14 protein-coding genes are annotated in these 13,053 nt (G+C 46.8%); 8 read left to right on the top strand and 6 right to left on the bottom strand.

Annotated elements, in window-relative coordinates:
• Window positions 1-84 precede the first annotated feature (84 nt).
• From fmdA to ACBP46_RS00595, 4 genes are all read left to right on the top strand, one after another.
• A complete protein-coding gene (fmdA, locus tag ACBP46_RS00610; RefSeq protein ID WP_371014808.1) occupies window positions 85-1,284 on the top strand; it encodes a formamidase in 1,200 nt (399 codons plus the stop codon).
• Window positions 1,285-1,331: 47 nt separating this feature from the next.
• Window positions 1,332-1,625 carry an FmdB family zinc ribbon protein gene (locus tag ACBP46_RS00605; RefSeq protein ID WP_371014807.1) on the top strand — a complete coding sequence of 98 codons (294 nt, stop codon included), beginning with the start codon at window positions 1,332-1,334 and terminating at the stop codon, window positions 1,623-1,625.
• Between the two features lie 46 nt (window positions 1,626-1,671).
• Window positions 1,672-2,346 (top strand): HAD family hydrolase, encoded by a 675-nt coding sequence (locus ACBP46_RS00600; protein ID WP_371014806.1) that lies wholly within the window; start codon window positions 1,672-1,674, stop codon window positions 2,344-2,346.
• Window positions 2,347-2,442: 96 nt separating this feature from the next.
• The gene (locus ACBP46_RS00595; RefSeq protein ID WP_371014805.1) at window positions 2,443-3,996 is read left to right on the top strand and encodes a hypothetical protein; all 1,554 of its coding nucleotides are present in this window, start codon (window positions 2,443-2,445) and stop codon (window positions 3,994-3,996) included.
• A gap of 54 nt (window positions 3,997-4,050) precedes the next feature.
• On the opposite strand, the gene ACBP46_RS00590 is transcribed toward ACBP46_RS00595, so the two are convergent.
• The 6 genes from ACBP46_RS00590 to ACBP46_RS00565 are packed head-to-tail and all read right to left on the bottom strand — an operon-like array spanning window position 4,051 to window position 9,406.
• Window positions 4,051-4,401 carry a two pore domain potassium channel family protein gene (locus ACBP46_RS00590; RefSeq protein ID WP_371014804.1) on the bottom strand — a complete coding sequence of 117 codons (351 nt, stop codon included), beginning with the start codon at window positions 4,399-4,401 and terminating at the stop codon, window positions 4,051-4,053.
• 56 nt (window positions 4,402-4,457) lie between these two features.
• Complete coding sequence (locus ACBP46_RS00585; RefSeq protein ID WP_371014803.1) at window positions 4,458-5,921, bottom strand: GTPase/DUF3482 domain-containing protein; 1,464 nt, start codon at window positions 5,919-5,921, stop codon at window positions 4,458-4,460.
• Entirely contained in the window at window positions 5,911-7,314 is a 1,404-nt protein-coding gene (locus ACBP46_RS00580; protein ID WP_371014802.1) for a DUF2868 domain-containing protein, read from the bottom strand. The genes ACBP46_RS00585 and ACBP46_RS00580 overlap by 11 nt, the downstream gene beginning before the upstream one ends.
• Before the next feature lie 2 nt (window positions 7,315-7,316).
• A complete protein-coding gene (locus ACBP46_RS00575) occupies window positions 7,317-7,805 on the bottom strand; it encodes a TPM domain-containing protein (RefSeq protein ID WP_371014801.1) in 489 nt (162 codons plus the stop codon).
• A gap of 11 nt (window positions 7,806-7,816) precedes the next feature.
• Window positions 7,817-8,761: a TPM domain-containing protein gene (locus ACBP46_RS00570; protein ID WP_371014800.1), complete on the bottom strand. Its 945-nt coding sequence runs from the start codon at window positions 8,759-8,761 to the stop codon at window positions 7,817-7,819.
• A gap of 30 nt (window positions 8,762-8,791) precedes the next feature.
• Entirely contained in the window at window positions 8,792-9,406 is a 615-nt protein-coding gene (locus tag ACBP46_RS00565) for a LemA family protein (RefSeq protein ID WP_371014799.1), read from the bottom strand.
• Window positions 9,407-9,689: 283 nt separating this feature from the next.
• Here ACBP46_RS00565 and ACBP46_RS00560 point away from each other — a divergent pair, with 283 nt between their 5' ends.
• The 4 genes from ACBP46_RS00560 (at window position 9,690) to ACBP46_RS00545 (ending at window position 13,008) form a co-directional block, all read left to right on the top strand.
• Window positions 9,690-11,015, top strand: a complete 1,326-nt coding sequence (locus tag ACBP46_RS00560; protein ID WP_371014798.1) for a DEAD/DEAH box helicase — start codon at window positions 9,690-9,692, stop codon at window positions 11,013-11,015.
• A gap of 200 nt (window positions 11,016-11,215) precedes the next feature.
• Entirely contained in the window at window positions 11,216-11,686 is a 471-nt protein-coding gene (locus ACBP46_RS00555; RefSeq protein ID WP_371014797.1) for a curli production assembly/transport protein CsgE, read from the top strand.
• On the top strand, window positions 11,687-12,133 hold the full coding sequence (locus ACBP46_RS00550; protein ID WP_371014796.1) for a curli assembly protein CsgF: 447 nt from the start codon (window positions 11,687-11,689) through the stop codon (window positions 12,131-12,133).
• Window positions 12,130-13,008 carry a CsgG/HfaB family protein gene (locus tag ACBP46_RS00545; protein ID WP_371014795.1) on the top strand — a complete coding sequence of 293 codons (879 nt, stop codon included), beginning with the start codon at window positions 12,130-12,132 and terminating at the stop codon, window positions 13,006-13,008. Before ACBP46_RS00550 ends, ACBP46_RS00545 begins: the two co-directional genes overlap by 4 nt.
• Window positions 13,009-13,053 lie beyond the last annotated feature (45 nt).

The raw sequence follows: 13,053 nt of genomic DNA, 5'->3' as shown, positions 1-13,053 counted from the left end.
GCCAATCCTTATATCCACGCTAACATAAAGAAGCGCGCGGTAGCAAAAGTTCATAATTAATAAATGAATTACAAGGAAAAGGACATGCAACACATTAAAATTTCCCCTGGCAAATCCTTAGCCGAACAAGCCGAAATCGGACATAATCGCTGGCATCCTGATATTCCCGAGCTCACTAGCGTTAAACCAGGCGAAGAAATTATTCTCGAATGTCTGGATTTTTTAGATGCTCAAATTAAAGATAGCGATAGCGCCAATGATGTGCGCGATGTGGACTTAACACGAGCTCACCCCCTCACTGGCCCGGTACACGTCGAGGGTGCCGAACCCGGGGACATTCTCGTGGTTGATTTGCTCGATATTAATTATGTCACCCCTATTGGTTTTTCTGGCGTATTCGCCAAAAACAATGGGGGTTCTTTTTTAGTCGACCATTTCCCCGAGGCCGACAAAGCCATCTGGAACCTCAAGGGTAAATACGCCACCTCACGCCATATTCCAGGGGTACGCATTGGTGCTATGTTGCACCCAGGACTAATCGGCACGCTGCCTTCCCACGAGCTACTACGTGAATGGAACCGCCGTGAAGACGTGCTCGTCAAAAAAGGCCAAGCCAACCCCCCTCATAAAGACACCGCAGTATTACGTGGTGTATCAGGTGCCGACTTTGACCGCATGGCCTCAGAGGCTGCCCGTACCGTACCGCCACGCGAACACGGCGGCAACCTAGACATTAAAAACCTCACTGTAGGCACTCGTATTTATTTCCCTGTCTACGTTAAAGGTGCTGGCCTGTCTTTGGGCGACCTGCATTTTTCTCAAGGGGATGGCGAAATTTCATTTTGTGGTGCTATTGAAATGGATGGCGCAGCACACTTAGGCTTTGACCTCATCAAAGGCGGAATGGCTAAATACGGTATTACTTCACCTATTTATGTACCGGGCCGTCACGATGTGCGCTATGACCAGTGGCTAACTTTTACCGGCATTAGCGTAGAGGACGATGTAAACCACTATTTAGATGCTACTGTGGCCTACAAACAAGCCTGCTTAGCAACTATTGATTACATTACGCGTGTTACTGAGCTCAATGCTAGCCAAGCCTATATGTTGCTTACAGCAGCTCCCGTAGAGGGGCGTTACGGTGGGGTGGTTGACTTACCAAACGCGTCTGCTTCGTTGGCGTTGCCTACCGGCATTTTTGATACGGATATCTTGCCCCAAGGGGCCTTGAACGAGGCTGCCCATTATGGTCGTCCTGGGGTGCGCTGCACACTAAGCTAACTTCTTTCTCCCTCAGGCCTGCCTAAGAAGCAGGCCTGAGCTGTTTCATGCCCATTTACGATTATTTTTGTTCATCTTGTTTTGAAACTAGCAGCCGCTTTTTACCAATGGCCCAACGGCACGATCCAAGCCCATGCCCACATTGCAACAAAGGCCAACTACAACTACAAATTACAGCGCCCCGCAGCCTACAATTTAAAGATAGCCCTATGCGTGCGCTAACCCCCCAACAACAACTTGCCGGCACCCAAGCTCAAGGTCCAGGTATGCAGTCAGGCATACGCAGCTCTGTACTCCATAACTGTAAAGGTCCCTCCTGCTCTGTTTGCGCCACCGCCTAAGCTCCGGCTCCTTTATAATTAGTTCCACATAAATAAAGGAGCTCGTATGTCTTTTGCTGCCATACTGTTTGATTGTGATGGTGTTTTGGTTGATAGTGAGCCCATTCGTTTAGAAATACTACGCAAAATGCTGGCTGATCTCGGCTGGCAATTAAGCCCTAGCGAATGCAAACGCTTTTTCTTAGGCAAATCCTCCAAAGAAGAAGTCCAACTTATAGAAAATCACCTAAATATCAAGCTCGATCACGAATGGCACCAAGCCTTTACTCTACGTCGCAATCAAGCCTTACGCCAGCATGTCATAGCCACCCCTGGCATTTATGAATGCTTAAAAGCACTACGTAAAAGCTGGCCCTTACACATAGCCTGCGTTTCTGCAGCAGAAAAAAGCAAAATGACTCTTCAGCTCGATAAACTGGGCTTAACTGATTTTTTTGATGGTTATATTTTTAGTGGTACCCAAGTACTGCGTAACAAACCCTACCCCGATGTGTACTTAGCTGCTGCTCAGGCCTTGGGCGTTGACCCCACCCAATGCGCTGTTATTGAAGACAGTATTACCGGCATTACGGCCGGAGCCTCTAGTGGCGCTACCGTGTTCGCCTATTGTCCAGACGACGAAGACCCTGCTCCTCTTCTAGAGGCTGGCGCACAGTATTTTTTTAGAGATATGCGGCTATTACCAGACATACTGCAGCGCAACACTAGCAGTAACGCCTAATTAACGTTTAAAATCTGCACTTTGATGCTCAGGCATTTTAACTAGCTCACGCTCATATCAGTGGCGTGGGCTTTTTTACTATTAAACAGGTCAGAAATGAGTCAGGGGTCCGTCCACTATCCGTGGTTTAAGCATGAAGACATTGATGCATTTTTTGCATTATTCCAAAACAACATTGCTAATTTCATTATTATTGCACTCGCTATGCTGGGCATGGGCTTTAGCCAAGACATCGTCTTTGGAAAAGTTTTACCTGGTGCTGCCGTGGCCGTCATGACAGGCAACTTTTACTATGCCTACATGGCAAAACGTTTAGCTCAACGTGAGCAACGTACTGACGTTACGGCATTATCTTATGGAATTAGTACCCCTGTGATGTTTGTGTTTTTATTTGGTGTACTACTGCCAGCAAAAACCATTACAGGTGATGCGGACCTGGCTTGGAAAATCGCTGCTGGTGCGTGTTTTCTAAGCGGTATTATTGAGGTATTAGTATCGCTAACCGGACGTTGGATGCAACGCAATTTACCACGAGCAGCCATGTTAGGAGCTGTGGCTGGGGTCGCCATGACCTTTATTGGTGGTGAAATGCTCTTTAAGACGTTCGAAATGCCTATTTTAGGTTTAGTCGTCTTAGGCATCATTATCGTGGGGATTATTGGTCGTGTGGTCATGCCATTTCGCTTATCTCCCACATTTTTTGCCATTTTGATTGGCACAGTATTAGCTTATACCTTACGTCAAGCCGACCCCAATAATATTCACGAAGGCCTCGAACATTTGGGCTTTTACCCTCCTATGTTCACCATGGCTGCCTTTGATGGTATGGGTTTACTCTTTACCAGCATGGTAGGCGTACTTACCGTGGTCTTGCCTATCACTCTTTACAACGCCATTGAAACCATGAATAACGTGGAAACCATGAAAGTATTGGGTGATGAGTATGATGTCCGTGAGTGTCAGGCCGTAGACGGTATCGGTACTGCCTTAGGCGCTTTATTTGGCGGGCTTTTTCCCACCACTGTTTACATTGCCTCCGCAAGCTCCAAATGGATGAATGCCGGACGGGGCTACAGTATTGCTAACGGCGTGGTTTACCTAATTGCGACCACTTGTGGCTTGATTGCCACTCTTGCCGCGATTATTCCCGTGGCTGTGGTTTCCCCCATTTTGGTTTTTGTGGGTATTTCCATGGTAGCAACGGCTTATCAGGCTAATGCTAAACGCTATTATCCTGCTGTTGCCTTAGCCATGCTGCCGTATTTTGGTAATTACCTCATGACACGCTTTGGTAATAAGGCCAGTGAAGTGGTGGAGGGTATTTCCTCTGGCATTGTACCTCTGGGCCAAGGGGCCATGTTTACCGCCATGATGATCGGTGCCATGACAGTGTGTATTATTGATCACAACTTCCGCCGTGCCGCTGTGTTCAGTTTTATTACCGCTTTTCTTTCTTTTATCGGCTTAATTCATGCACCGCATTTGGGTTGGAATGCCGCACCTGATTTCACCTTGGGGTATATTATTCTTGGTGTGTTTTTCCTTTATTTTACTGTGGTAAAACCTATCATTCTGCCTGCTCCCCCTGCTCTATTTAGTTTACGTAGTGACGATGACGATCACCCTCAAAGTTCACCGCGTAAAGATTAAAAGCAAATAAAAAACGCCCCCTCTGGGGCGTTTTTATTATTGGCTGAATCACAACTAATCGTTTTCCTCATCATCTAAGTGCATTTTATGCACTATACGATGAATAAGGGGCGCGGCCACTACACCAATAAGCGTAGCAAACAACACCCCCACAAATAACCCATAAAAGGAAAGAAATAGCTTGCCGCCGTAACTTTCCGGTTGAAAAATTGTGCCCAATCCCCCCATGATCATTGAACTATTTAATAGTGCATCGTCAAAAACAATACCTTCAAAAAACATGTGCCCTAAAGCACCAAGTACAATAGTGATCAAACTAATTAAAAACGCAGCAGCAATATGCCAAGCACACCGCACTACAAAGGCTTTATTGCTGATCAGGGCTTCTTGTTTAGACTCGTACATAGTAATAAAAAAGAATTAAACACAACGTGAATTAGCTTTTTTATACCCTATTACTATCATGGGTTTGAGGACATAATAACCGACTGTGCCGACTCAGACGAGGCTTGCTGCTCAAGCAAAGCGGCTAACTGATCCACGGCCTGTTCACGGCGTGCGCTAGCCACATGTTTTTGGTGTAAAGCCGACCATTCAGGAAAAGCACGTGCTTGGATTAATACCTCGGGCAAATCACCCGAACGCCAATTAACAGGCGCAATGGTTTTTTGCTCTGCTTCAAGCAAAGACGTTTGAGCACGAGGGATAGCAATCGGGGTTTGCGCTGCATGCCCTCGTTGGGCCAACGCATTTATTAGCGCCGTTTCACGTAAAGCCAATACACGAATTACACTATCGTCCACCGTTAGCTCGGACTCGCCCCGCCATTTATTAATAAGGCGCTGACCCCACTTGTCTACGCCTTGCCATAACCCCCCTGCGGCCGCACCAATTAAAGTGCCCGTGCCTAAGCTTAAACCTGCCGTAAGCAAATCAAAGGTAGCACCCGCCATAGCTCCTGCAGCCACACCTTTACCGACTTGAACGCCTAGCTCTTTCATCACCTCTGGATGGAACAGGTCTGTTTCCCAACGACAGCCCTCTAAGGTAATATCATCAGGCAAATAATCACGCGTCGTAAAATTAAAGCGACGCAACAATGACTTCACACATGCCTCTTCACGTAAACGGATTGTTTCGTGCAAAGCGCGTACATTTTGTTCTAAAAACTCGCGCTGCGATGGGCTAACCAACCGTAAAGCAGCCACATCAACCAAAAGTTCGGCCAAAATACGCCATGCATCTTTTAAACGTTGTTGACGTTGCTGCTCTACATCGGTGCTTAGGCGGTGCAGTTGCTCGCCATGGCGTGCTGGTACTAACAGAGCCAATTTTTCATATAGCTGCGCCTCACCATTTAATGCGGGTGCAACCGTATCAAACTCTGCCAAAGCATGCAGACCCAAAGCAGCTAAAGCGGAGCGCCACTCCTCAATGCGTTGCTCTGCGCTCCGAGTAAAGTTCAACACAGGCAAAATAGGTTTGCCTGCCATAACTAAAATTTTTAATTCGTCTTTGTGCTTAGCCAAAATAGGGTCGCGCACATCCACCACATACAACGCCACATCGCTGTGTAACAACTGCCGCAAAACCCGACCTTCTTGTTCAAAACGCTCTTGCGCTTCCGGTGCCTGTAAGAACCGCTCTATATACTGCGGTGGATCCATACCTTCGTGCTCAGTAGCTAAACGTTGCAGATAATCGAACAAAGCCATGCTGTCTTCCATGCCTGGTGTGTCAAACAGCTCGATTAACTCATTAGAAGCCAAACGTAAGCGCACGCCCTCTACATGGCGCGTTGTGCCGGGACTATTACGCACCTCACCAAAATGCGTATCACGTGTTAGGGTGCGTAACAGCGAGGTTTTACCCGTATTGGTATGACCGACCACTGCCAGTCGAAGCGGAGCAAACTCAGGATTCATGGTGATTGTGTAACTCGAAAAATAAGGTATTTATATCTGTATACACCGACTCAAAATCTGCTTTTTTTAAACGAGAGCGCCACGCGTCTAATCGATCAGGACCTTGACCTGCATTTATTAAGTACACTGAAGCAAAGTCGCTATAGCTAGCTAGCTCAGCTAGCCACGCCATGACGCCTCGATCAGGCGTTTGGGCAGCATCCACACATAGCACCACATGTGCATACGCATGTTGTGTCAACTGGGTTAACAGCTCAGCCCGCTGTTCTCGACTATCAATTAACCCCGCATCCTGCCACCCCACAGGCAAACTAAACGGCGGCCATGGCTGATCGGGCGACAACTCTACACCAACAACCAATGTCTTAGCCGTAACAGCAGGACGTTGTATTGGCTCGGGAGCCACTGGAACCTGATCCACTCCAGCCACTGCATCCACCCCCACATACTCAGCAACAGGCATTAAACGCGGGCGTAACTCAATTAACCCCACTTGATCAGTATTAACATGTAGCTGTCGTAAGTTTTTTCTTAGCTGCCAATAGCACGCCCCTAACGCTACCAGACGAGGCAACAAACCGTACACTAACACACAACCCACTAGCCAACTTGACCACTGCACCTGCACGGCACTAGGTACGGTTTGCAGCCCATCGCTTAAACGAATCATCTCAGGACTAGGGGTACTAAAACCAAGCCAACCAGGCAACCAACCTAAGGCTTGCACCACTAAGACAAAATTATCTGCACTTAATAAAGTCGTTTCCCAGTTAAAACTGTAGCGCTTTGCCGCTAACAACAATAACAGGGTTACCAACATAGCCATTAAGCCTAAAACCCAAGCGGCGTGGTTAATCACGCTTAATAACCATTGCGCTAGACGTTGCTTAATTAATAAATTTAAATACGCATTAAAAAGTAAAGCTTGATCAGGCCCTTTCACTATACGTTGGCTTAGCCAAAGCCAAAGTTGACTGACACCTATGCCCGCACGTTGTTCTGAACGTGTACTAAAAAGCAACGCAATCAACCACACCAACAAACTAAAGCTAGGCAAGGCCAAAAGCGTTAACACGGCCCAGAGAATATTGACCCGTCCGTCCGTCGCATTTAGGGCTCCTAACGCTGCTCCGGTGCCTAGAATCAAAAACAATGCAAAGACAAGCCCTAAGCTCCAACGCATAAAACGCCAGAGTCCTTGTTGCTTTTGAGACCACTGCTCACGCTGACTTAAAAGTTGAGCACGCATGAGCAGACGTTCTTCTAGGCTACCGCCAGCGGCAATAGCCCGCCGCACCTCTACTGCATCTTCAATAGGGCCCCATTGGCTTTCTTTTAATCGCACCGCCTCTAATAGCCAGTACGGCACTAAATCCGATGTTTTTTTCCGCATAGCTACATAATCACAGGCTCGTTGGGTAATACATTTTGACTTGTATCCCCTGTAGGCGCATGCTTTTTTAAAATCAGCTCAATCTCATCAACCGCAGCAAGCAAACCTTCTATGTAGTCGCCCTGAGCAAAACGACGCTCTAAAGTACTACATACTTGTTGCCACGCTGTATTGGCAGCCTTAACACCGCGGTCAGCAATAATTTCTATTGCGCGCTGGTCTAAGGCGATATAAAGCAACACACCACTATTTAATGGTGTGTCCCATACGCGCAAGCGCCCATAGACCTCTAGAGCACGTAAATAGGCATCAGGCTCGTGGCTAGGCATCACCGCCTCAATGGCTAGAACCAACTCACCTGTATGGCTAGATTCGCTGTTTTTAATTCGTTCCGCCACATGAGCTAACACCTCTTCGTCAAAATGACGACGACGTAGCCATTGCCCCTCTAAAGCGGAGTAGCCTGTGATTTTTTTAAAGGTTGTTTTCATTGCTTATCCTTTTACCAGCTACCAGAGGCTCCACCGCCGCCACTACTGCCACCGCCACCGCCACCAAAGCCACCGCCGCCGCCAAAGCCGCCCCCACCAAAACCGCCACCGCCGCCATGCCGGCCAGCCCCAAAGCCGCCTAGACCCCCTCCTAAGCCGCCTAAGGTCGCCCCTCGTTTAGAAGCTCGGCCTGAGTTACCCCGAGAACGTGGCCCCAGAAATTTCCCTACTAAAGACAGCATAACTGCAGCCAACACACAGACCAGTGAAATTAATACACTGCCAAAAGCAAAAAATGTGAAAATGGCCGTAATCAATGCCGCTGCTAAAGGCGGTAATACCCATGCAAACAACACCAAAGGAAACAACACGAACAACGGAGGCGCGTCCTCATCACCCCAAACACCCTCTTGGGTAGCTGGCGGTAAGTCTTCACCTTGGGCCAAGGCTATTAATTGGTCTACCCCTGCATTAATCCCTGCCACGTAATCATTTTTCGCAAAATATGGGGTGATGAACTCACGAATAATGCGGCCTGCTTGTAAATCAGTTACAGCGCCTTCTAGGCCATAACCGACCTCTATGCGTAACCGCCTATCGTCTTTAGCCACTACTAATAAAATCCCATCATCGACTTTATTACGCCCTAAGCGCCACGCGTCATAAACTCGACGAGTGTACTGATCAATGGGCTCACCATCCGTAGTGGAAACCACTAATACAAAGAGTTGCGCCCCCTTAGTTTGCTCTAGCTGTTGCAAACGCTGAGTTAAGGCTTGTTTTTCAGCTGAAGAAAATGTGCCCGTGGTGTCCACCACCCAATTGTCTAACTTGGGAATAGACGGCGCTTGAGCCCATACCAAACTGCTTATAAAAAAACAGCACGCCAACACCCACAAAAACACGCCGTGTTTCATGAGCTGCTGTCCACGATTGCTCGGTAGATAATGACTCATATACCCCTCAATACCGATAATAATTACGTATTACTGTGCAGGCTGACTCGTAGGTAAATCAAACCGTACCTCTGGATTACGGGTGATTTCTGATTCTCGATCTACACCGTAGTTCTCTTTTACCTTATAACCAAACACTTTAGCTGTCAGCACGGTTGGAAACTGACGTATATACGAGTTGTACTCTTGAACAGTTTGCACAAAACGCCCACGTTCAGTAGCAATACGATTTTCTGTACCTTCGAGTTGGGTCATTAAATCACGTACTAAGCCATCACTTTTTAATTGGGGGTAGTTTTCTGATACCGCCATTAAGCGAGACAAGGCAGATGACAACTCGCCCTGAGCCTGTGAAAACCGACGCATTAATTCAGGATTATCTAAATCATTCACATTCAGGTTGATTTGCCCTACTTTTGCCCTAGCCTCTGTCACATCTGTAAGCACAGTGCGCTCGTTAACCATATATGCATTCACAGAACTAACTAGCTTGGGCACTAAGTCAGCACGACGCTCGTATTGATTTAGTGTTTGTGACCACGCGGCTTTAACTTGCTCATCAAGGCGCTGTATATCGTTATAACCACAACCCGTTAATAACACCGCAGTAACGCTTAACCACAGCCAACGTAAATACGTTTTCATAATCGCTTCCTATAAAAACTGGCGTTATCTAACGCGCATCATCAAAGTAGTGCTTAGATTAAACGCCTGACACAGGCTCAGCAAGCCAAAAATTATTAAGATCATCAGAGTTTTTATCTAATTCTTAGCTAATTAACGCTATAATAGATTTTTTGCGTAACACACCAATCATTACGTTTCTCTAGCAGGTCTTACCCTGTATCGGCATCTTCGCCATCAACCTCATTCTGTCAGCCTAGATTGGTATTACCTTTTTAGTAATAGGCTAGTCGCTGGAAATACTTTGAATAACAACACTACTTTTGCCTCGTTAGCATTGGCAGAACCTTTATTGCGCGCCATTAAAGACAGCGGTTATACCACTCCTACCCCTATTCAAGCTCAGGCCATACCGCATGTGCTGCAGGGTGGCGATGTATTGGCTGCTGCTCAAACAGGAACGGGTAAAACAGCGGGCTTTACGCTTCCTATTTTGCACCAAATTTTAAGCAAACCATTAAAAAAATTAACTGCAGGTCGCCCTCGCGCTTTAATTCTAACGCCTACGCGTGAATTAGCTGCTCAAGTCGAAGAATCAGTACGTTTATACAGCCAACACACTTCTGTGCGTTCGTTGGTGTTATTTGGTGGCGTAAATATTAACCCCCAAACCAACGCTTTACGTCATCCTATCGATATAGTGGTGGCAACGCCCGGTCGTTTGTTAGATCACGTAGGACAAAAAAATATTGATTTAAGCGGTATTGAGACTATTGTGCTGGATGAAGCAGACCGCATGCTAGACATGGGTTTCATCCGTGATATTCGTCGCATCTTGAAACTGCTACCTGAACAACGCCAAAGCTTACTCTTTTCCGCTACCTTTTCTGACGAGATTCGAGCTTTAGCCAAAAGCTCACTTCATGACCCGATTGAAATTTCTGTTACACCCCGCAATACGGCTTCTGAACTCATCACCCAAGAAATGGTACAGACCGAACAGCGTCATAAACGCGATCTAGTGAGCCATATTATTCGTCAAAGCGGGTGGCATCAGGTCTTAGTGTTCTGTCGCACTAAACACGGAGCTAACCGGTTAGCAGATAAACTTAGCAAAGACGGCCTAAGCGCTGCGGCTTTACATGGCAATAAAAGCCAAGCAGCCCGTACGCGTGCTTTAACAGGTTTTAAAAATGGCAAGGTTGCGGTGCTGGTAGCCACTGATATTGCAGCGCGTGGTTTAGATATTGACCAATTGCCTTATGTGATTAATTTTGAATTACCCCAAGTTGCCGAAGACTATGTACACCGTATTGGTCGCACGGGTCGAGCAGGCAGTGAAGGGCGTGCTATTTCATTAGTTGATAGCTCTGAAACTCGTTTGCTTAAAGCCATTGAACGTTTAATTAAACGCCCAATTACGCCGATTACCATTGAGGGGTTCACGCCTTCAACTGAACCGGAACCGGTTGTGTCTAAACGCTCGGCTACTACTGAAAACCCTCGTTCCCGTGGCCGTCGCTCCAATACATCAGGGGCTGGCTCTAGAAACAAGCCCCGATCAGGCAATCGATCTACAGCTAAGCGTAGTTCCAGCACGGCCCCTAGAAACCTACAAACCATCGAATAAAAACCCATTTATTTTGATTGAGCCTCACCCGTTATAACGGGTGAGGCTTTTCCCTAAACTATTCTTTATTTTTCAAACATCTACGGCAAACGACCGAGTTATTCTCGCCATTTGCCCTATATTTACGCCCGCTAATTCCCACTATTATCTTAGTGACTAAGTGTTGCTTTGGTATCCAACTGAATCAATTGAGGCGTCTTATGCGAGAGCGGTTTCTTTTTGTTGCTTTATGCATGCTACTAGGAACATACCACACCGCATCTGCCTCTCAGATTGAAGCAAATACGGCCCCCACATTAACAGAAAAAAATCCATTACCCACTAGCCCCAACACGCTTTTTGACGACCCATTAAAAGGCATCTTGGTCAATCGCACCGTCACAGTACAAGGGCATGAGTTCTATCACTATTTTTCTATGTGGTGGCATCACCATGACGAGGCCAATCAGTATTCGCTTTCCGTATTTGAGCGTCCCTCAGCACGTTGGGGTAGCGAAGTCTGGGTAGAGCACAATCGCGTCATTATGTTTAGAACCTTTCTACCACCAGCGCGCTCACAAACCAAACAAATTAGCGAGCAAGCTGCTGCCATCGTGTTTGAAAATATTCAAAACAATGAGCTCGAAAAGAGCCTTTTTAGTAGCGATGATCTAGGACCGGAGGAGATGTAAATGAAGCCAAAGAGACAAATATATAGTGCTCTAATAGCGGCCGCTATGTGCACCCTAAGCCTGAGCACAAGCCAAGCTAGCGAGCTCATCTATTACCCCATCAACCCTTCTTTTGGCGGTAGCCCTTTAAACGGTGCAGTGCTTTTAAACTCTGCCCAAGCCACTAACAAGCATAAAGACCCAGATATAGACAACGATCGCTATGGCATTGAAGACAAGCCAGCGATTGATCAGTTTAATGAAACCCTTGAGCGCACTATTATTTCTCGTTTAGCAGCATCAGCTAGCTCTAAGATCGTAGACGAATTTGGCAACTTCATTCCTGGCACCATCGAAACCCAAAATTTCACTATCAGTGTATCTGACCCTGGCACCGGTTTACTACAAATTACCACTACTGACCGTATCTCTGGTGGCGTGACTATCTTTGAGGTAAGTAAAAAATGACTTTCCTCACTATTTTTAAAAACCCGTCTCTCGCTCGCGTTATTGGATGCCTATTTGTGCTTTCTTTAGCAGGATGTGCGGTAGTCCAAGAACCTGTAGAGGTGGATACAGCGGCTCAATTGACCCCACCAACCCCCTCCACCAACGATTTATTACGCATGCCGCAGCCTAGAGGAAAAATTATTGCCGCGGTATATGGTTTTAGAGATCAAACAGGCCAATACAAAGCCTCTCCAGATAGCTCTTTTTCAACCTTAGTAACCCAAGGGGCTACGTCTATGTTGATCAAAGCGTTAAAAGACTCGGGTTGGTACACCCCAGTAGAGCGGGAAAGCTTGCAAGAGTTGCTTACGGAGCGTCGTATTGTGCGTGCTCTTGATGGCTCTCAGCCTGACGAAGCACCAGCTATCTATATACCGCCATTAACCCCTGCTTCTATTTTAATTGATGGCGGCATTATTTCTTATGAGAGCAATGTACGTACTGGTGGGGCCGGCGCACGCTTTCTGGGTATAGGTCTCTCAACCCAATATCGCGTTGATCAAGTCACTATCAGCTTACGCAGCACCGATATACGCACAGGCCAAATTCTGCAATCTGTGTCCACGACCAAAACCATTTTTTCTTATGAAGTACGGCCTAGCGTTTTCAAATTCGTGAACTTTAAAGACTTACTTGAAATTGAGGCTGGCTTAACACGTAACGAACCCGCACAACTAGGCGTCAAAGAAGCTATTGAGGCCGCTGTAATTCATTTAATCGTTCAGGGTCTTAAAGATGGCAATTGGCAACTGGACCAAGAGACAGATTGGAATTCCGATATTATTCAGCGCTATTTAAAAACCGACGATGTGTACCCGCTTCAACCTATTTAATCGTTTTACGCAGTACGCACCGTATGACGGAGACCATATTGTGCG

This window comes from Paenalcaligenes hominis (genome assembly GCF_041359055.1).
In the GTDB taxonomy this organism is placed as follows: Bacteria; Pseudomonadota; Gammaproteobacteria; order Burkholderiales; family Burkholderiaceae_B; genus Paenalcaligenes; species Paenalcaligenes hominis_A.
Note: the sequence above shows the minus strand (reverse complement) of the source record. Positions and strands in the feature narration are given on the sequence as shown.

Excerpts from the sequence above, each read along its gene's own strand:
- ACBP46_RS00600 (WP_371014806.1), top strand. The coding sequence starts at position 1,672 with ATGTCTTTTGCTGCCATACTGTTTGATTGTGATGGTGTTTTGGTTGAT.
- ACBP46_RS00595 (WP_371014805.1), top strand. The coding sequence starts at position 2,443 with ATGAGTCAGGGGTCCGTCCACTATCCGTGGTTTAAGCATGAAGACATT.
- ACBP46_RS00570 (WP_371014800.1), bottom strand. The coding sequence starts at position 8,761 with ATGAGTCATTATCTACCGAGCAATCGTGGACAGCAGCTCATGAAACAC.
- fmdA (WP_371014808.1), top strand. The coding sequence starts at position 85 with ATGCAACACATTAAAATTTCCCCTGGCAAATCCTTAGCCGAACAAGCC.
- ACBP46_RS00590 (WP_371014804.1), bottom strand. The coding sequence starts at position 4,401 with ATGTACGAGTCTAAACAAGAAGCCCTGATCAGCAATAAAGCCTTTGTA.
- ACBP46_RS00605 (WP_371014807.1), top strand. The coding sequence starts at position 1,332 with ATGCCCATTTACGATTATTTTTGTTCATCTTGTTTTGAAACTAGCAGC.
- ACBP46_RS00585 (WP_371014803.1), bottom strand. The coding sequence starts at position 5,921 with ATGAATCCTGAGTTTGCTCCGCTTCGACTGGCAGTGGTCGGTCATACC.
- ACBP46_RS00550 (WP_371014796.1), top strand. The coding sequence starts at position 11,687 with ATGAAGCCAAAGAGACAAATATATAGTGCTCTAATAGCGGCCGCTATG.
- ACBP46_RS00565 (WP_371014799.1), bottom strand. The coding sequence starts at position 9,406 with ATGAAAACGTATTTACGTTGGCTGTGGTTAAGCGTTACTGCGGTGTTA.
- ACBP46_RS00555 (WP_371014797.1), top strand. The coding sequence starts at position 11,216 with ATGCGAGAGCGGTTTCTTTTTGTTGCTTTATGCATGCTACTAGGAACA.
- ACBP46_RS00580 (WP_371014802.1), bottom strand. The coding sequence starts at position 7,314 with ATGCGGAAAAAAACATCGGATTTAGTGCCGTACTGGCTATTAGAGGCG.
- ACBP46_RS00545 (WP_371014795.1), top strand. The coding sequence starts at position 12,130 with ATGACTTTCCTCACTATTTTTAAAAACCCGTCTCTCGCTCGCGTTATT.
- ACBP46_RS00575 (WP_371014801.1), bottom strand. The coding sequence starts at position 7,805 with ATGAAAACAACCTTTAAAAAAATCACAGGCTACTCCGCTTTAGAGGGG.